The organism is Pseudomonas sp. QC2 (assembly GCF_002859085.1).
Taxonomy (GTDB): Bacteria; Pseudomonadota; Gammaproteobacteria; order Pseudomonadales; family Pseudomonadaceae; genus Aquipseudomonas; species Aquipseudomonas petroselini.
Window position 1 is genome coordinate 541,435 of the sequence record NZ_PKKS01000023.1, and the last position, 17,252, is coordinate 558,686.

At 59.7% G+C, this 17,252-nt stretch carries 21 protein-coding genes; all 21 read left to right on the forward strand.

What is annotated here, in order from left to right:
* Nucleotides 1–231: 231 nt before the first annotated feature.
* A complete protein-coding gene (locus QCBJ_RS23255; protein WP_177410678.1) occupies nucleotides 232–750 on the forward strand; it encodes a phage regulatory CII family protein in 519 nt (172 codons plus the stop codon).
* Nucleotides 743–970: a TraR/DksA family transcriptional regulator gene (locus tag QCBJ_RS23260; protein ID WP_102061689.1), complete on the forward strand. Its 228-nt coding sequence runs from the start codon at nucleotides 743–745 to the stop codon at nucleotides 968–970. The genes QCBJ_RS23255 and QCBJ_RS23260 overlap by 8 nt, the downstream gene beginning before the upstream one ends.
* A complete protein-coding gene (locus QCBJ_RS23265) occupies nucleotides 960–3,182 on the forward strand; it encodes a VapE domain-containing protein (protein ID WP_102061690.1) in 2,223 nt (740 codons plus the stop codon). Before QCBJ_RS23260 ends, QCBJ_RS23265 begins: the two co-directional genes overlap by 11 nt.
* Entirely contained in the window at nucleotides 3,175–3,540 is a 366-nt protein-coding gene (locus QCBJ_RS23270; RefSeq protein ID WP_069672305.1) for a hypothetical protein, read from the forward strand. The genes QCBJ_RS23265 and QCBJ_RS23270 overlap by 8 nt, the downstream gene beginning before the upstream one ends.
* A gap of 518 nt (nucleotides 3,541–4,058) precedes the next feature.
* On the forward strand, nucleotides 4,059–4,403 hold the full coding sequence (locus QCBJ_RS23275) for a phage holin family protein (RefSeq protein ID WP_003172128.1): 345 nt from the start codon (nucleotides 4,059–4,061) through the stop codon (nucleotides 4,401–4,403).
* 206 nt (nucleotides 4,404–4,609) lie between these two features.
* On the forward strand, nucleotides 4,610–5,212 hold the full coding sequence (locus QCBJ_RS23280; RefSeq protein WP_102061691.1) for a terminase small subunit: 603 nt from the start codon (nucleotides 4,610–4,612) through the stop codon (nucleotides 5,210–5,212).
* 3 nt (nucleotides 5,213–5,215) lie between these two features.
* Nucleotides 5,216–7,252, forward strand: a complete 2,037-nt coding sequence (locus QCBJ_RS23285) for a phage terminase large subunit family protein (protein ID WP_102061692.1) — start codon at nucleotides 5,216–5,218, stop codon at nucleotides 7,250–7,252.
* A 1-nt stretch (nucleotide 7,253) separates the two neighbouring features.
* Nucleotides 7,254–7,460: a phage head-tail joining protein gene (locus QCBJ_RS23290; RefSeq protein WP_102061693.1), complete on the forward strand. Its 207-nt coding sequence runs from the start codon at nucleotides 7,254–7,256 to the stop codon at nucleotides 7,458–7,460.
* Nucleotides 7,460–8,941 carry a phage portal protein gene (locus QCBJ_RS23295; protein ID WP_102061694.1) on the forward strand — a complete coding sequence of 494 codons (1,482 nt, stop codon included), beginning with the start codon at nucleotides 7,460–7,462 and terminating at the stop codon, nucleotides 8,939–8,941. Before QCBJ_RS23290 ends, QCBJ_RS23295 begins: the two co-directional genes overlap by 1 nt.
* Nucleotides 8,938–10,080: a head maturation protease, ClpP-related gene (locus QCBJ_RS23300; RefSeq protein ID WP_102061695.1), complete on the forward strand. Its 1,143-nt coding sequence runs from the start codon at nucleotides 8,938–8,940 to the stop codon at nucleotides 10,078–10,080. The genes QCBJ_RS23295 and QCBJ_RS23300 overlap by 4 nt, the downstream gene beginning before the upstream one ends.
* Nucleotides 10,077–10,415, forward strand: a complete 339-nt coding sequence (locus QCBJ_RS23305) for a head decoration protein (protein ID WP_102061696.1) — start codon at nucleotides 10,077–10,079, stop codon at nucleotides 10,413–10,415. The genes QCBJ_RS23300 and QCBJ_RS23305 overlap by 4 nt, the downstream gene beginning before the upstream one ends.
* A 61-nt stretch (nucleotides 10,416–10,476) precedes the next feature.
* Nucleotides 10,477–11,472, forward strand: a complete 996-nt coding sequence (locus QCBJ_RS23310) for a major capsid protein (RefSeq protein ID WP_102061697.1) — start codon at nucleotides 10,477–10,479, stop codon at nucleotides 11,470–11,472.
* Nucleotides 11,473–11,474: 2 nt separating this feature from the next.
* Complete coding sequence (locus tag QCBJ_RS23315; RefSeq protein ID WP_102061698.1) at nucleotides 11,475–11,795, forward strand: hypothetical protein; 321 nt, start codon at nucleotides 11,475–11,477, stop codon at nucleotides 11,793–11,795.
* Nucleotides 11,792–12,451: a hypothetical protein gene (locus QCBJ_RS23320; protein ID WP_102061699.1), complete on the forward strand. Its 660-nt coding sequence runs from the start codon at nucleotides 11,792–11,794 to the stop codon at nucleotides 12,449–12,451. Before QCBJ_RS23315 ends, QCBJ_RS23320 begins: the two co-directional genes overlap by 4 nt.
* Complete coding sequence (locus tag QCBJ_RS23325; protein ID WP_102061700.1) at nucleotides 12,441–12,959, forward strand: hypothetical protein; 519 nt, start codon at nucleotides 12,441–12,443, stop codon at nucleotides 12,957–12,959. The genes QCBJ_RS23320 and QCBJ_RS23325 overlap by 11 nt, the downstream gene beginning before the upstream one ends.
* Nucleotides 12,956–13,549: a phage baseplate assembly protein V gene (locus QCBJ_RS23330; RefSeq protein WP_102061701.1), complete on the forward strand. Its 594-nt coding sequence runs from the start codon at nucleotides 12,956–12,958 to the stop codon at nucleotides 13,547–13,549. Before QCBJ_RS23325 ends, QCBJ_RS23330 begins: the two co-directional genes overlap by 4 nt.
* A 55-nt stretch (nucleotides 13,550–13,604) precedes the next feature.
* Nucleotides 13,605–13,811 carry a hypothetical protein gene (locus QCBJ_RS23335; RefSeq protein ID WP_102061830.1) on the forward strand — a complete coding sequence of 69 codons (207 nt, stop codon included), beginning with the start codon at nucleotides 13,605–13,607 and terminating at the stop codon, nucleotides 13,809–13,811.
* A gap of 5 nt (nucleotides 13,812–13,816) precedes the next feature.
* Nucleotides 13,817–14,143 (forward strand): GPW/gp25 family protein, encoded by a 327-nt coding sequence (locus QCBJ_RS23340; protein WP_102061702.1) that lies wholly within the window; start codon nucleotides 13,817–13,819, stop codon nucleotides 14,141–14,143.
* On the forward strand, nucleotides 14,140–15,021 hold the full coding sequence (locus QCBJ_RS23345; protein ID WP_102061703.1) for a baseplate J/gp47 family protein: 882 nt from the start codon (nucleotides 14,140–14,142) through the stop codon (nucleotides 15,019–15,021). Before QCBJ_RS23340 ends, QCBJ_RS23345 begins: the two co-directional genes overlap by 4 nt.
* A gap of 1 nt (nucleotide 15,022) precedes the next feature.
* A complete protein-coding gene (locus QCBJ_RS23350) occupies nucleotides 15,023–15,634 on the forward strand; it encodes a phage tail protein I (RefSeq protein WP_102061704.1) in 612 nt (203 codons plus the stop codon).
* On the forward strand, nucleotides 15,627–17,240 hold the full coding sequence (locus tag QCBJ_RS23355; protein ID WP_102061705.1) for a phage tail protein: 1,614 nt from the start codon (nucleotides 15,627–15,629) through the stop codon (nucleotides 17,238–17,240). Before QCBJ_RS23350 ends, QCBJ_RS23355 begins: the two co-directional genes overlap by 8 nt.
* Nucleotides 17,241–17,252 lie beyond the last annotated feature (12 nt).

Here is a 17,252-nt window from a genome sequence, read left to right on the forward strand (position 1 = left end):
CAAACCACCTCCCTTTATCGCGCTGCCAAGACACGGATGTCTTGGGTTGCTGCCTTTTCCACCACAGATTGGGCAGCTGTTGCGCCAGAGGTGAGCAACGGATTGTTCGCCTCGGCACGGTGCCGGTTTCGATCCCTAGATCTAGCCGGCGTTTGGGCCCTTTCAAGCCACGCGGCAAATGTAACACCACTGCATGTCGCGGGGCACTGGCAACTTAGTAGGATTAATGCCATGAGCCGAGTAGCTTTAAGCTGTGTTGATCGAGCGCAAAGGGAAGTCCTGACGCTCGAATTAGCGCTTTACCACGCCGCACGGGATTATCCGGGTGGCGCCGCTGCAATCGCCGCCACCACCGGGCGCAATGCCACAACGCTGCAACACAAGTTGTCTCCTACGCACCCCTCGCACACGGTCAATATCCAAGAATTTGGCGAGATCCTCGAACTGACCAAGGACCGTCGGATTCTCGATGCTGTGCACGGCCTTGTTGGCGACACGATCTGGCAGGAGCTGGCCGAGTCGTACACCAATGACATGCCTGAAACCCTTACCACCGGGATTGCGCAGTTCTTCCGGCAGGTAGCGGATCTGTCCGAAACTTGGGCCAAGCATATTGGCGACGGCAAGGTCGACGACGGTGAGTTGGCCGAGATCCGCCAGTTGGTGTTTCGCGGCATCCAGGGTTTGTTGGGTATGTACAACCGTGCTCGTTACGTCAACCAGACGACTCGTGGGGTGGAACGTGGCTGATATTGCTGATTTTGCAAATGACCTGGTGCAGGAACGACTTGATCAGGCTTTGGCTGTTCGCGCAGCCCAGCTTTCCACCACGACCCTACATTCGCTGATGTTCTGTGATGAATGCGATGAGCCAATCCCAGAAGCTCGTCGGCTGGCACAACCCGGTTGTACCCACTGTGTTGATTGCCAATCCGCAGACGATCTGAGGGCTTCTCGTTATGCTCGATGAGGTAATCAATCAGTTCGCGGATTATGGCCTTGAGCCTGATCAGCCGTTGGTTTTCGGCAAGCTCACTCGCTGCAAAACTACCCAGGATAAGGGCAAGGAAAAAAACGGCTGGTACGTGGTCCATGAACACCGGACTGAAAAAAACGAGATGCTGATCTTTGGCAGCTTCGGTGACTGGCGCTCCGGCGACACCCAAAAGATCAAGGTCAAGGCCGGGCGTATGAGCCCTGAAGAGCGCGAAGTCATGCGCGCTCGCCAAGAAGATGCCAAGCGCAAGGCCGCCGAGATCGCGGCCAACGCATCACGCCGAGCGGCCAACCGTGCTGCCAGCCTGTTCAAGCGCATGCCCGAAAAGGGTAAAAGCGCCTATCTGGATCGAAAGCAGATCGTAGGCTTCAGGGTTCGCTATGCGCCACGTACCGGCGCACTTCTAGTCCCCATGTGCAATGTGCGCGACCAAACTGTCGGCCTGCAGGTGATCTTCCCAGTCAAGCAAGAAGACACTGGCCGAGATAAGCAGTACTGGCCGCCTGGTATGTCTAAAGAGGGCGCCTTCCATTTAATCGGCCCGCACCCTGAGCCTGGCGAGCCGGTGCTGGTATGTGAGGGCTACGCCACGGGCGCAAGCCTGCACATGGCGACTTCGCTCCCTGTCGCCATCGCCTTCGACGCGGGCAACCTGCTTCCGGTCTCCAAAGCGATGCGCGAGCGCTTTCCTGGCTGTCCGCTGATCATCTGCCGGGACGACGACTGGAAAACTAAGCGTCCCAACGGTGACCCTTGGAACCCAGGCGAAGAGAAAGCAAACAACGCCGCGCTGGTCGTTGGTGGTCAGGTAGTCGGCCCTGTGTTCTCCGGCGAGCGCGAGATCAAGTGGACTGACTTCAACGACCTGCATGTTGCCGAGGGATTGGAGGCTGTCCGCCGCCAGGTGTTGGCGGTGGTCAAGCCTCCTGCAGCTGGTGGTTGGAAAGATCAATTGGCCCGAACTGAAAACGGCTCCCTGATAGCGCACATGCAGAACGTCGAATTAATCCTCGGCAACGATGAGCGTTGGGCTGGAGTGATCGGCTTCAGCGCCTTCAGCTCAAAAATCGTGAAGTTACGCGCCGCCCCATACGGTGGCGGTGTCGGCGACTGGGCAGATATCGACGACATGCTTGTAATGAAGTGGCTCGCACAACAGTACAACCTTCGGGTCAAGGCCAGCAGCGTGATCGAAGCGGTCAGTGTGGTTGCTCATGATCATGCTTTCCATCCTGTACGCAATTACCTCCATGGTCTGGAATGGGACCGTGTTCCACGGCTGGCTACCTGGTTGACTGACATCATGGGCGTTGAAGCAACTGACTACAGTTCGAAAGTTGGTAAGCGCTGGATGGTGTCAGCGGTCGGGCGCGTGATGCAGCCAGGTTGTAAGGCTGACTCTGTGATGATCCTCGAAGGGGCACAGGGTGCCGGTAAATCAACAGCAATGTCTGTGCTTGGCGGTGCCTGGTTTATGGATACACCTTTCGCCCTGGGCGATAAGGATGGCTTCCAGGCGATCCGTGGTAAGTGGATCATTGAGCTGGGGGAGCTGGACAGTTTCAACAAAGCTGAGTCGACCAAGGCGAAGCAGTTCTTCTCTGCGTCGACTGACACCTATCGCGAGAGCTATGGCCGAAGAACGATGGACGTGCCACGCCAGTGTGTATTTGTGGGTACGACGAACCAAGACGAATATCTCAAAGACGCCACGGGTAACCGGCGTTACTGGCCTGTCGCGTGTACCAAGGTCGATTTGGAACAGTTGCGCGAAGTCCGCGACCAGCTCTGGGCCGAAGCGATGTTCTGTTATCAGTCCGGTGACATTTGGTGGGTCAATCGGGATGAGTCGACACTATTCGCCGAGGCACAGGAATCGCGCTTTGTGGTGGACGAGTGGGAAGGTCCGGTCGTCAAGTGGTTGGAAGAATCTCAGATCGGCGCAACGGCGAGCGGCGAGGATATTTTGGCTGGTGCGTTGAAACTCGATTACGGCCACTGGGGAAAGCCTGAGCAGATGCGTGTCGGTGCGATCATGCATCGACTCGGATGGCGAAAGGTGCGACTGGCGCCGTTGCCGAAAAGTGGCATTCGTCCATACGCCTACAAGAAGCCAGATCATTGGGGCAATGCATCAGCGCTGCAGGTTGAGCCCGCACGGGATGAGGAGCCTTGCTTTGATTAAGCGAATCGATGAAATGCTCAAGCTCTGGGCGCAGGATTTGCATTCGCCAGTGCCGGAAGGCTCCGGTGGGCCTAGTGGCGGCAACATGATTGCCATGCTGATGGAGTGCAAAGGGGAGTTGATACGCGGCACGCGTGGCAGTCGGGTACTGTTAGATGAATCGGCCGACATCGAGCTCATCGTCAACAAGCACTTGCCGCCGCAGCTGTCGGTCGTCGTGCGTGAACACTACTGCAACCACGAAAGCTTCCTGTCGCAGAAGTACACCCACTGTGGGTGTAGTCGCGATACCTACTATCAGCGCCTGCATGAAGCGCACCTGCACATTGCCGGCATGCTGATGGGGAAGGCTGCGTGACCTTTCGCACACTTGCGCCTACAACTGTCTTACTGTCCGGCCTTGCCCTACCTCAAATTTGCAAGGTAGGACTGCTGGAGGCCGCGCATTCCGTGGCCTGTCCTACCTCCCTACCTAATATCGCACGACGCACACATGAGCGTAGCGCGTCGCATCACGCGCCGCTGGCGCGCATGCGTTTTTTTAGTTTTCTCTCTTTACACGAGAAAAAGTTAAAAGAGGTAGGGCAGTAGGGCAAGGCCCCGAATTCAGCGGGCTCTAGCTGTCCTACCTCTCTTTTGAATAGTGGGGCAGGTAGGACAGCGCCGGAGGCGCTGGAAGCCGAAATAAAGATATTCACCGACATTGCCTAGACGTAGACCAGACATTCGCCGGGTGGCATTAAAACAGGGTTGCTGCCACCGGAATCCACCTGTAAAAAGTAGTCATCTTCGATAGGTGCGACCGCGAGCAGCGGGACACACCACCACACTGAACCCGGCCATTGCGCCGGGTTTTTGCGTTTATGGGGTAGGGCGATGACGAACGAGCAGCAGGCACTAATTGAGATGCCGATCTGGATGGTGATCTTACTGTCCTTGATCGGCGGCATTTCCGGCGAAGCATGGCGGGCCGACAAGGCGGGGGTGAGCGGCTGGTCATTGGTTCGCCGCTTGCTGCTTCGATCCGGGGCCTGCGTCGTCTGCGGGCTTTCGACCATGATGTTGCTGCACGCTTCGGGCATGTCGGTCCTGGCGGCGGGGAGCATCGGCTGCCTCACTGCGATGGCCGGCGCCGATGTAGCCATCGGCCTGTACGAACGCTGGGCTGCCAAGCGCCTGGGCGTATGCGATGTGCCGCCCTCGGGCAGTGGTCAGGCGTGATCCGCTGGAGGCCATGTAATACGTGGCCTGTAGCGTTTCGCACCAAAATGAAGCGCCGAAAATTCGCCGGGGACCCTGGGTGTATTCGAGGGACACGGGGCATGAAACCCGCGGGAAAGCGTTAGCGGGTGGGCTGCCAGCTTACTGAAATTCAATCCATTGAAATTGAAAGGTTTCCATTGAAAAGCCGTTGAAAAGGAGGGCTTATGACGGATCCACTCTTTCTGTCAAAAAGCGCTTTCGCGGCTCGCATCGGCAGGACGCCCAGTTACATCACTTGGCTCAAAGGCAACAATCGCCTGGTCCTGTCGCCGGACGGCAAGATGGTCGACGTGCTGGCAACTGAAGCGCTGATCGTCGAAACCGCCGACCCCAGCAAGGCCGCCGTCGCTGCTCGACACCAGCAGGACCGGATCCAGCGTGACGTTTACAGCCAACTGTCCCCCCTGGTCGAGCCGACTAACACGGCTGCGCCGCCGCAGCCTATGACTGTCGGCGCCAAGGGCCACGACTTCCAGAAGGCTCGCGCCATGCGCGAACACAACCTGGCGCAGCTGGCCGAGATCGAGCTGCACAAGGCGCAGGGCTCACTGGTAGCTAGGGATGCTGTCGAGATGGGGGCGTACAACGCGGGGCGCCATCTGCGCGACCAGCTGTTCGGCCTGTTGCCCCAGCTGTCCCACAAAGTTGCAGCCATGACCGATCCCTGGGACATCGAGAAACACCTGGCGGCGACACTTCGTAAATCACTGGAAGAGGCTGAGCGCATGTCCTCGACCGACCTTGAACGAGCAATGACAACGAGCTGACCTATGACCACGGAATTTCCTGACGGTGACCGTGCGTACCGTGAGGCGTATTTCCGTGGACTACGTCCTGACCCTGACCTCTGGATCGACGAATGGGCCGACGAGTACATGCGCATCCCGCGAGATACCGGCGCCCCTGAGCCCGGCCAGTACCGCACGGATCGGACGCCGTACGCTCGCGAACCCATGCGCTGCCTGTCACCGGCTCACCCTTGCCGGCGAGTCATCACCATGGTGGCCTCGCAGCTGATGAAAACCCAGATCGCCTTGAATTGGATGGGCGGACTTATCCACATGGCACCGTCCAACATCCTGGCGCTGTTGCCCAGTCTGAGCCTGTCCAAGCGGGTGTCCGGGCGGATCAGCAAGACGATCAAGGCGACCCCAGAACTGTCGAAGCGAGTAGCGGCCAGTCGCTCACGGGACGCCCGCAACACCATGGACACCAAGGAGTTCGAGGGCGGCGCCTTGTACGTCACCACGGCGGGCTCGGCAGCCAACCTATCCGAATTGTCGGCACGCTACATCTACGGCGATGAGGTCGACCGGTGGGAGAATGACGTCGGCCAGGAGGGTGATCCCATCGTGCTGGCAGAAACGCGGGCGACCAACTTCGGGCGCAATGCCAAGATCTACTTTTCCAGCTCGCCGACGATCAAAGGCGCCTCGCGGATCGCGGACCTGTTCGAGTCCAGCGACCAGCGTTACTACTACGTGCCGTGCCCTTCATGCGGGCATATGCAGGTCCTGGAGTGGGAGCGGCTGCTCTACAGCAAGGACTACCGCACGGTTCACTACCAGTGCGCCGCGCCTGAATGTGACGTCCTGATCGAGGAGCATCACAAGACCGACATGCTCGCCCGTGGTGAGTGGCGTGCCCATGGTCGCGGCGATGGCAAAACGGTGGGTTTCCACCTGAACGCGCTCTACTCGCCGATTGGCTGGAAGGACTGGGCCTCGCTTGCGGAGGAGTTCGAAGACGCCAAGAAGGCCCAGGCCAAGGGCGACATGGGGCTGATGCAGGTGTTCTACAACACCCGTCTCGCCAAGGTCTGGGACAGCGCGCAAGAGCAGACCAAGGCTGAAGTGCTGATCGCTCGGGCACGGCTGGAGACCTACACCCTTGGCAGTATGCCGGTGGGCGTGCTGATGCTGACCGGCGCCGTCGACGTCCAGGCCAACCGCCTGGAATTGATGGTGATGGGCTTCGGCGTGGGCATGGAACGTTGGGTGGTCGACCACCAGGTGATCTGGGGCGACCCTGCCGATGAGCGCACTTGGGCGGTGTTGGATGAAAAACTCAAGGTTCGCTACCGGCATCCCTGCGGTGTCGCGCTGGCGATCCTGGCGACGGGCGTTGACTCCGGCGGTCACCACACCGACGAGGTGTATCAGTTCTGCCGTGTGCGGCGCTGGCGAAACATCTTCGCGATCAAAGGCGCGAGCAAGCCCGGTAGACCGGTGATTGCTCAGCGGCCGTCCATGGTCGACGTGACTTGGAAGGGCCAAACCGAACGCGGTGGCGCCGAGCTGTGGTTTGTCGGTACCGACACCGCGAAGGACTGGATCTACAACCGCTACGCCTTCGAGGACGGACCCGGTTCGCTGCACTTTGCCAACGACTTGCCGGACGAGTTCTTCGCCCAGTGCGTGGCCGAGCGCAAGGTCGCCCGGTACGTCAAAGGCTACAAGCGTATCGAGTGGGTCAAGGGCAAGGCCGAGCGCAACGAAGCGCTCGACCTGATGGTGTACTGCCTGGCGATGGCGCATTACCTGGGCATCAATCGCTACCAAGAACACGACTGGGAGCGGGTACGCCAAGCGCTGGCTCAGTCCGGTTTGTTCGACGATGTGTTGGGCGTCAAGCCCGTACAAGGCGAGCGCGTCGATTCTGACGAAACACCAGCACCGGTTGCGGCGCGTCAGTCGCAACCTGCACCGGCACCTGCAGCACAACCTGCAGCACCTGTGGCCCAGCCGCGACCCGCCGCCCCCCCACAACGCCGCAGCACCACCAGCGGTTACCTGAAGAGACGCTGATATGTCGTTTACCCAGAAGCACCTCGAAGTCATCGAGCGCGCCATTGCACGCGGTGAAAAGACCGTGCGCTACAGCGACCGCACGGTGGAGTACCGCTCCATCGACGAACTGCTCAAGGCCCGCGACGAGATCCGCACGTCGCTGAGTCAAGCCGCCGGGCCGCGTTCTCGCGTGATCCGGCTTACCCACGGAGGAAAGGGAATCTAATGGCCCGACATTATCCGACGCTGACCCGTAACGGATTCTTGCTGCCGTCGAACATCAAGGCCAGTTACGAAGGCGCCGGTGAGGGCCGACGTTCGGCCAGTTGGGAGGCCACCGACAACGGCATCAACAGCATCAACACCCCGGCCTTGCGCAACCTACGGGCTCGCTCGCGGGCGGCGGTACGCAATGATCCGTACGCGTTCAACGTCATCGACAAGCGTGTCAGCAACCTGATCGGCACCGGCATCACGCCCAGGCCAACCACGGACGACGCCGAGCTGCGCAAGCTCAAGCAGCAGCTGTGGGACGACTGGGTGGATGAAGCGGATGCCGATGAGCTGACTGACTTCTACGGCATGCAGGCCCTGGTGGCGCGCACCGTGGAGACGGCTGGTGAGTGCTTTGTGCGATTGCGACCCCGCAGCCCGAGCGAAGGTTTGGCAGTGCCGCTGCAACTGCAGGCGCTGGCCCCTGAATTTGTCCCTCACGATAAATTCGAGATGGCCAAAAACGGCAACGTGATCCGCGCCGGTATCGAGTTCAATCCGGCGGGCAAGCGTGTGGCGTACTACATGTACCTATCGCATCCCCGCGACTCGTCGTCGTTGACCGCTGGCTACAACCAGTTGGTGCGCGTACCGGCAACACAGGTGCTGCACATCTTTGAACCAATGGAGCCAGGGCAACTGCGTGGTGTGCCGCGCTTGGCGCCTGTATTGAAGCGCTTGCGCAGCCTGGACAACTACGACGACGCGGTGCTGTTCCGGCAGGAAGTGGCGAACCTATTTGCAGGCTTTATCAAGCGCCCGGCACCGGAGGCTATGCAGCAGCCTCGCGATCCCACTACAGGTATGCCACTGGTCCTTGATCGCGACGGCTTCACGCCGATGGTCGCCCTGGAACCCGGCACCATGCAGGAGCTGGGGCCCGGTGAAGAGGTGGAGTTCTCCAAGCCACCGGACGCTGGCAACAACTACCCGGACTTCATGCGGCAGCAGTTGATGGCTGCGGCGGCGGGTTCGGGCACGCCCTACGAGATCCTCACCGGCGACATGCGCGAGGTCAATGATCGTGCGTTGCGGGTGGTACTCAACGAGTTCCGGCGGCGCCTTGAGCAACTGCAGTTCGGTGTGTATGTGCACCAACTTTGCCGCCCGGTGCGGGCGGCCTGGATGGACATGGCGGTGTTGTCCGGCGCCCTGGTGCTTGAGGACTACGCGCAACGCCGTCGCGAATACCTGCGCACCCGTTGGGTACCGCAAGGCTGGGCCTACATCCAGCCGGTACAGGACGTACAGGCGCGACGCATGGAGGTGCAGGCGGGCTTTTCGTCGCGCAGCGAGATGGTGCTTCGAACCGGCTACGACGCGGAAACGGTCGACGCAGAAAACGCCGCCGATCTCGCTAGAGCCGCGGGCCTCGGCCTCAACTACACGACTCTTGAAGCCATCGAGACGATTGATGACAAGGAACAACCATGAGCAAAAAAGCGAAACCTCGCGTTTACGACAAAGCTGGTAAGCAGGTAAGCGTCGCGGACAAAAGCTGGTACACGCTCCAGGCCAGCGGCGAAGCCGAGCAGCGCAATATCGAGATCTTCGTTTATGGCGAGATCGGCGCTTGGGGCGTCACCGCCAATCAGTTCGTGCAGGATCTGCGCGCCATGGATGACGGCGAGTCACCGGTGATTGTTGCGTTCAACAGTATCGGCGGTGACCTGTTTGACGGTCTGGCGATCCACAACGCGCTGTCGCGCTTGGGCGAGCGTTGCACCGGTCGTATTGATGCCCTGGCGGCCAGCGCGGCCAGTGTCGCGGTCTGTGGCGCTCACCGGGTGGTGATCGCTGCCAACGCGATGTTGATGATTCACAACCCCTACACCTTCACCGGTGGCGATGCGGAAGATTTCCGTCGCGTTGCAGATGTACTGGACCAAACGCTGGAAGCGATCATCGCGGCCTACAAGGCCAAGGCGCCGGACATCGACGAGGCCGAGCTTCGGCGCATGGTTAACGCTGAAACCTGGCTCACGGCCAACGAGGCGGTGGCACTTGGCCTGGCCGATGAAGTGGGGGATGGCCTCAAGGTCAGTGCCTGCCTCGGCCAGGGCAGTGTGCTGCAGCGGTTTCAGCATGCTCCGCCGGAACTGCTCGCCCAGCTCGATGAAGAGCCAGAGGTGGAATTGCCAGAGCCAAACGATCCACCGGCGCCGGCTCCCGTGGTGGACGCGGCAAAACTGGCGCTGATGGTCACGCAAGGCTGTGCGGCGACGGGCATCAGCAACCTGGTGGAGCCACTGCTGGCCGCCACCAAGCTCGAAAGCGAAGCGGTAATCCAGGCGGCACTGACCAATGCAAAAGCCCTGCACGATTTGTGCGTTGCCGCACGACTGCCCGAGCTGACCGGTGAATTCATCACGGCTGGCCTGGACGAAGCTGCAGTCAGGGCGCGACTGTTCGACAAGCTGGTGGGCAGTGGCGGCGGCTTTGAAATCAACAACAGCCTGCCGCTGGACAATGACCCTGAACCCACGGTCAAGGCCAAGCAGGTCGACACCCACGCAATCTGGAGCTCCCGTCAGGCGGCTCAGAACGGAAACTCGAAAGGAGCAAGAGCATGAAAATTGAATCGATGCACGCAGGCGAGTTCCTGCTGTCCGAGGGTGCTGGCAACATTTCCCGCGAAGCGATCAATGTCGCCGCCGGCGCCGCGCTCGAACCAGGCCAGATCCTGGGCCTGATCACCTCAACCAGCGAATTTGCGCCGTATAAGCCTACTGCAGAGGATGGCACTGAAAATGCCATCGCGATCCTCTACGGGCCGTTGGGCGAATCGGATGTGGTAAGGCGGGGTCGTGCCATTGTGCGGCTCGCCGAAGTCAGCGAAGCGCACTTGACCGGCCTCGATCCCGCCGCCGAGAAGGCCCTGGGCGTTAATCACATCATCGTCCGTTAAGACGATCACCCTGTTTTTTCATCCCGCCAAGTGCGGGATTTTTCGTTTCTGGAGAGTACCCATGGCCGATATCGCCATTTTTGAAGATGACGCGTTCAGCGTTTCCTCCCTGACCGCTGCAATCAATGATCAGGAATACTTGCCGGGCCGCATCAGCAGCCTGGGTCTGTTTCGCGAAGAGGGCATCAGCACGATCACCGTTCAGATCGAGAAGGACGGTGACACCCTGGCCCTGGTGCCAGCGGGTGAACGCGGTACCTCTGGCCTGGTGGTCGGCGCGACCAAGCGTCATTTGATCCCTTTCAACACCGTGCACCTGCCGGAACGATTCACCATCAAGGCTGATGAGATCCAGGGCATTCGCGCTTTTGGCTCGCGTACCGAGTTGCAGTCTGTACAGGATGTGGTCAACAAGCGTCTGGCAAAGGCTCGCCGTCAACTGGATGCCACTCACGAATTCCAGCGTATGGGAGCCTTGAACGGCCAAGTGTTGGATGCCGATGGCAAGACGGTGTTGTTGGATATCTACAAAACCTTCGGTGTATCCCGCAAAAAGCTACGAATGGAACTGAATAATCCCGACACGAAGGTTCGAGTTAAATGCGGTGAAGCGCTTGATATGCAGGAGGATGCGCTTGGAAGCATCACCAGCACGGGGTCCCGTGCTCTTTGCGGGAAAACGTTCTGGAACGAACTGATCACCCACAAGTCGGTGGAGGAAACCTACCTCAATACCCAGCAGGCTGCGGCATTGCGCGGCGATGCCCGTGAAAGCTTCGAGTTCGGCGGGATCGTCTGGGAGCGCTATCGCGGCAAGGTGGCCGGCATTTCGTTCGTCCATGACGATAAGGCTCTGCTGATTCCCGAAGGTGTTCCTGATCTGTACATTTCGTCCTTCGCACCGGCTGACTACATGGAAACGGTCAACACCCAAGGCATCCCGTACTACAGCAAGATCGAGCCGCTGCCCTTCAACAAGGGTGTAGCAGGTGAAGCCCAGTCCAACCCGCTGCACCTGTGCACGCGTCCCCTGGCGCAGATCCTGCTGGAACTCTGATCGTGGCGTTTCGCGATCTGATCGAGGACATCGACGACGTGGTCTTCGAAACCCTGGGCGATTCCGCCCAGATCGAAGGTCGCACCGAGCCGGTGCTGGGCATGTTCATGGCGCCATGGAAGTCGCCGCAGTTTGGCAAGACCCAAACGGCCATCCGAGAGCCGCGCTTTGAGATCCGCGTACGTGATTCGGACGGCCTGATCAAAGGCCTGCGCGTCACTGTCGATCTGCCGGTCCTGGACGGCGGCGGGGAATATGACCTGCTGCAGCTGGAGCCTGGTGGTGACGGCCTGGTGGCCCTGATCTTGAGGAAGCGTCCATGAGTGTCGGCAGCTACGCCCAGCAAAAACGCGACGGTGGGTTGATCAACATTCAGCCGTCACTGGCAGACCTGAAGCGCTTTCAGGACTTCGGGCGGCTGGTGCCAAAGGCAGCAGCTGCTGCACAGCGGCGAGCGATCAACAAAACCCTTGGGTGGCTGCGTACCCACATCGCCAGGGCAGTGGGTAAGCAAGAGCGCATCGCCATTGGCGCCGTCCGGCAACGTTTGCGGGCTTACCCCACCAGCGGCGGTGCGATGCGCGGCAAGCTGTGGTTCGGCCTCAACGCGATTGAGGCCAGCCGCATCGGTCGGGTGCGTCAGACCGGCCGGGGTGTGTCGGTGGCGGGGCGTCGGTATCAGGGTGCATTTTACAAGCAGGTGTACGGCGGTAGCGCCGATATCTGGATCCGTACTGCGAGCAAGCACTTCAACAGCGATGATTACCCTGAGGCGACTCAGGGCCGTCGGCGAAGTGGTTTCGTTGAGGAAAACGACAACCGCTTTCCTCTGGCGAAAGCCAAGGTATCGCTGGAGCAAGCCCGGCCGCACTTTGAGGCGTGGATCAAACGCGCCGATGAACAGCTGCTGGTTGTCCTTGAGCAAGAGCTCAACTACGAACTGCAGAAGTATCTGAAGGGGAGCGCCAATGTCCGATGAGCCGTTCAGCCTGAGTCAGCTGTACCAGGCTATCGAGCAACACCTGACGGAGCATCTGTCGGGCATCAAGGCGGTTGTGTTTTGGCCGGATATACAGGAAAACCAAGGCATTCCACTGCCGTCTGTTTTTCTCGAAATGGCTGAGTTTGAACCGGGTATCGATATCGGTACTGGCGAATCCAGCCTGGTCTGCAAGTTTGAGGCCCGGATCATTGTTGACCCGATACAAGCCAATCACCATGAGCAAGCTGTACACCTGGTGTCGCAGTTGGCGGTGCTGCTCCGACAGCAAAGCTGGGGCCTGGAGATCAACGTCGCGCAATTTGAGCGAGCCACTCAGGATTGGACCAAGCCTGAGCTGGATGGCTATGTTGTGTGGGTAGTCGAGTGGACTCACCAAGTCTATTTGGGGGTTGAGGTTTGGCCTTTCCCTGAAGAGAAGCCCAGCATGCTTAGACTGAACCTTGAAGCGTACCCGGCCATTGACATTCCAGGGGGCGCGCCATGAGTTATCAGACGGGCGAGCATGACCGGATGATCGCGGCCATGTTGATGCCGTGTGTGGTGGTCGGGGTGGATTTGATGGCCCCGGCCGTGCGGGTCAAGTCGGGTGAGTGGGTGAGTGCCTGGGTGCGCTGGCACAGCCAGGCGGCAGGGAAGGCTCGACACTGGCGTGCGCCGAGCCTGGGCGAGCAGGGGATCCTGTTCAACCCCAGCGGCCAAGCCGGAATGGGTACGTTTGTACCTGGGCTATATGGCGGCGCCGGTGCTCCACCGGATAACCGGGATCACGTCGAGGTCTGGCGATTTGATGATGGTGGTTCTCTGGTCTACGACTGGAAGGCCAACAGCTACTCGATCACGTTGCCCACGGGTACCGTTCGCATCAAGGTAGGGGCGACTGAGGCGCTTGTTACGGATAACGCGGTGACGGTCACGACGGCCAACGTCAAGTTGATTGCAGACGTTGCCATTGAAGGTTCTTTGTCCGTCACGAAAAACGTAGCGGTCCAGGGCGCCTTGCATGCGGTGAAGGACATCACCAGTGCCGGCAAGATCATCGACGCCGGCGGCAACAGCGCTAACCACAAACACTAGTCGTTCAATTTCACAGGCCCGCCGCGTGCGGGCTTTTTTGTGCCCGGGGGAAACCATGGCCAAGACTTCTGAAACACCTGTTGCCAGCGCTGGGTCTGGCTCAACGTTCCGCGACAAGCTCTATACCTCTCGCACCCTGATCCTGCCCGACAGCGGCCGCACTCTGGCAGTTCTCAAGGCGCAGGTGTCGGTACAGGCAACGGACGCCGAGGCGCTGGAGTACCTCAAGGCCCATGAGGAATTCGAACTGCTGCAGGAGTGAACTAAATGATCGGAATGGACCGCCACACCGGCCAGCCCATTTCGGGTATTGCTCATTTGCGGCAATGCATCGGGGACATTCTAAGCACCCCGCTGGGAAGCCGTCGGGAGCGGCCGTTGTACGGCAGTAAGTTGCGCCGTTACGTGGATCTGCCAGTAAACGAAGGCTGGAAGGGAGCGGTTCAGGCTGAGGCGAGCAGGGCGCTAGACCGCTGGGAGCCTCGCCTGGAGCTGGAGCGCGTACAGGCCGTCTCTGTCGTGGGCGGACTGATCAAAATCCAAGTCACCGGTAGTTACGAGGGCGAAAACGTACTGCTAGAGGTAAGTGTATGAGTATCGTTGACTTGTCGGAATTGCCGGCGCCGGACGTGCTTGAGCCCCTGGACTTTGAAGATGCTTATGCAGAAAGGCTCAGTGTCTTTCGGGGATTCATGGGCGACAACTGGAGTGCGCCGCTCGAGAGCGATCCAGTGGTCAAGCTGTTGGAGGTCAGTGCCTATGTGGGCATTGGCGATCGCGCCCGGGTCAACGATGCCGCCAAGGCGTTGCTGCTCGCGCATGCGATTGGTAGTGACCTCGATCAATTGGGTGCGAACGTCAACACGCCGCGCCTGGTGATCCAGGCGGAAGACCTGCGCGCAGTGCCGCCGGTGGAGAAGATCACAGAAGGCAACGATGCCTACCGCGAACGGATCCAGTTGGCCTATGAGGGCCTGACCACGGCGGGGCCGCGCAACAGCTACAAGCTGCATGCGCGCAATGCGTCTGCCCTGGTGGCGGATGCGTCGGCGGAAAGCCCGTCGCCGGCGTGCGTTACGGTAACGGTGCTGGGGTTGGAGGGGGATGGAGCGGTAGGCCCTGAGTTATTGGCCGTGGTAGCCCGTGCGCTCAATGACGAAAACGTTCGGCCGTTGGGCGACCGGTTGACGGTGCAAAGCGCCCAGGTGCTGCCGTATCGCATTGACGCGGTGCTGCACATGAAAGGCCCAGGCCCTGAAAGCGCTGTCGCTCTGGCCGAAGCGGAAAGGCGCCTCGCTGCGTGGGTCAACCCGCGCAAACGCCTTGGCGTCGAGGTGGCGCGTTCCGCTGTAGACGCGCAACTGCACGTTCCAGGGGTTTCACGCGTTGAGTTGATCGACTGGCAGGATCTTGCTCCCACGCAGGCACAGGCGGCGTTCTGCACGGGCTACAGCGTCAAGCTGGGGGAGTGACATGAAGAGCCTACTGCCGATCAATAGCACTCAGCTGGAACGGGCGATTGAGGCGGCGAGCGCGGATCGAACCGTGATCCCGCTGCGCTCTCTCTACAACCCTACGACGTGCCCCGTTCATTTGCTGCCTCACCTTGCGTGGGCCTGGTCTGTTGATCGCTGGGACGACCGCTGGACGGAGGCAGCCAAGCGCAATGCCATACGGGCTTCGTTTTACATCCACTCCCGCAAAGGAACCATTGGCGCACTGCGCCGTGTGGTGGAGCCGCTTGGCTACCTGCTGGAGGTGATCGAGTGGTGGCAGACGGTGCCCGAAGGCCCGCCGGCGACGTTCGCCCTTAGGGTTGGCGTACTCGATACCGGCATCACTGAAGAAATGTTCAGCGAGCTCGAGCGCCTGATTGACGACGCCAAGCCCGTGAGCCGGCATATGACCGGGCTCGACATCACGCTTGAAACGCGCTTGGACGCCTATACCGGCTTCGCTGTTTATGACGGCGACGAGATCGACGTTTACCCCTGGACTAACCCCGATATCGACGTAGTGATTCAGGGCTATACGGGCGTTAGCGAATACACCCTAGACGAACTGGATGTGTACCCACATGGTTGATAAAAACTCTATTTTCGGCGGCATGATCACCACGCTGGGGGCCGCCAAGAAAACCAACTGCGATGCGCTTGGCGTTCCGTGGGAGCCGCGCTACATGTTGATCGGTGACGCCAACGGCGCCGATCCCGTGCCCAGCCCGACGCAAACGAAGCTGATCAATCAGGTCTACCGGGCGCAGCTCAATCAGCTTCGGGTTTCTCCCACTGACGCCAATGTGCTGATTGCTGAGGTGGTGTTACCGCCCGACGTGGGCGGCTGGCATATCCGCGAGCTCGCCCTGGAGGACAAGGACGGTGTGTTTAGCGCGGTGGCTAATGTGCCGCCGAGCTATAAGCCGTTGCTCTCTCAAGGGTCGGGGCGTAACCAGGTCGTGCGGATGCACATCATCACCAGTGGCACCTCGAACATTCAGTTGAAAATCGATCCATCGGTGGTCCTGGCAACCCGGCAGTATGTCGATGAGTCGGTGAACGGCCTTCTGCCGGCAAACAAGCCAGCTGGCACCTACACAAAGGTCACGGTCAATGATCGTGGAGTCTTCGTGTCTGGATCTAACCCGACCACGTTGGCCGGGTATGGCATCACAGACACGTATACCAAGGACCAAATCACGGCCATGATCGCCCAGGCTTCGGCGCTTCCCGTCGGCTCGATGATCGGGTTTCCCGTGGACAAGGTCGCGCCGGGCTTTCTGGAGCTGGATGGTAGCGTCAAGAGTGAGTCGGCTTATCCAGACCTTGCGACGTTCTTGGGTGGTACGTTCAACAAGGGCGATGAGGGCGGCGGAAACTTTCGACTGCCCGAGTCGCGTGGTGAGTTCCTGCGGGGTTGGGACCATGGGCGGGGGGTAGATGTCGGTCGGGCAATCGGTAGCGCGCAGCTCGATACCGTGCAGAACATTGTCGGCAACGTTGCGGCAGACCCGAGTGGCGGTTACCAGTTTCTTGGTGAAGGTACTCTCGCTGCAACTGGTGCATTTGGGGTCACGTACAGGACGTCTTCTGGTGTTAGCGATGCTATCAACACTCAAATGGCGGCAACTCTGAATTTCGATGCTTCGCGCACGGTTCGTACTTCGACAGAAACGCGCGGTCGAAATTTAGCGGTGATGTGGTGTATCAAAGCCTGGAATGCGCCTATCAATCAGGGAAACATCGACGTTGCGGCGCTGGTGCCTTTGGCGGCGCACGCGACGGAAATCAATCAGGGAACGGCAAAGGTCGCGACCCAGATTCAGACGGATGCGGGCGCTGATGACACCACGATCGTGACGCCAAAGAAGATGCGTTTTGGGTTCCAGTTCATTAAGGGGGTTAACGGGGCCATTGTTTTTCCCACATGGCTGGGTGGTTTCATCTTCCAATGGGGGCAGGCTTCTGATGTGGGTAGAGCCGGGAGTGGCCTTGGCCCTACGCGTGATGTGACCCTACCAGTTGCATTTCCGACTGCCGCCCTGTCCGTATGGGCAACCAACGCTTTCGACAATATGACGTCGACCAGTGCCTATAGCCCTGGATCATCGATCATTTCGAAATCCGTTATTCGCGTACAAAACAACTACACAAGTTCAGCTGGCGAAATTCGCTGGTTTGCCATTGGCTATTAATCGGTAGGAATA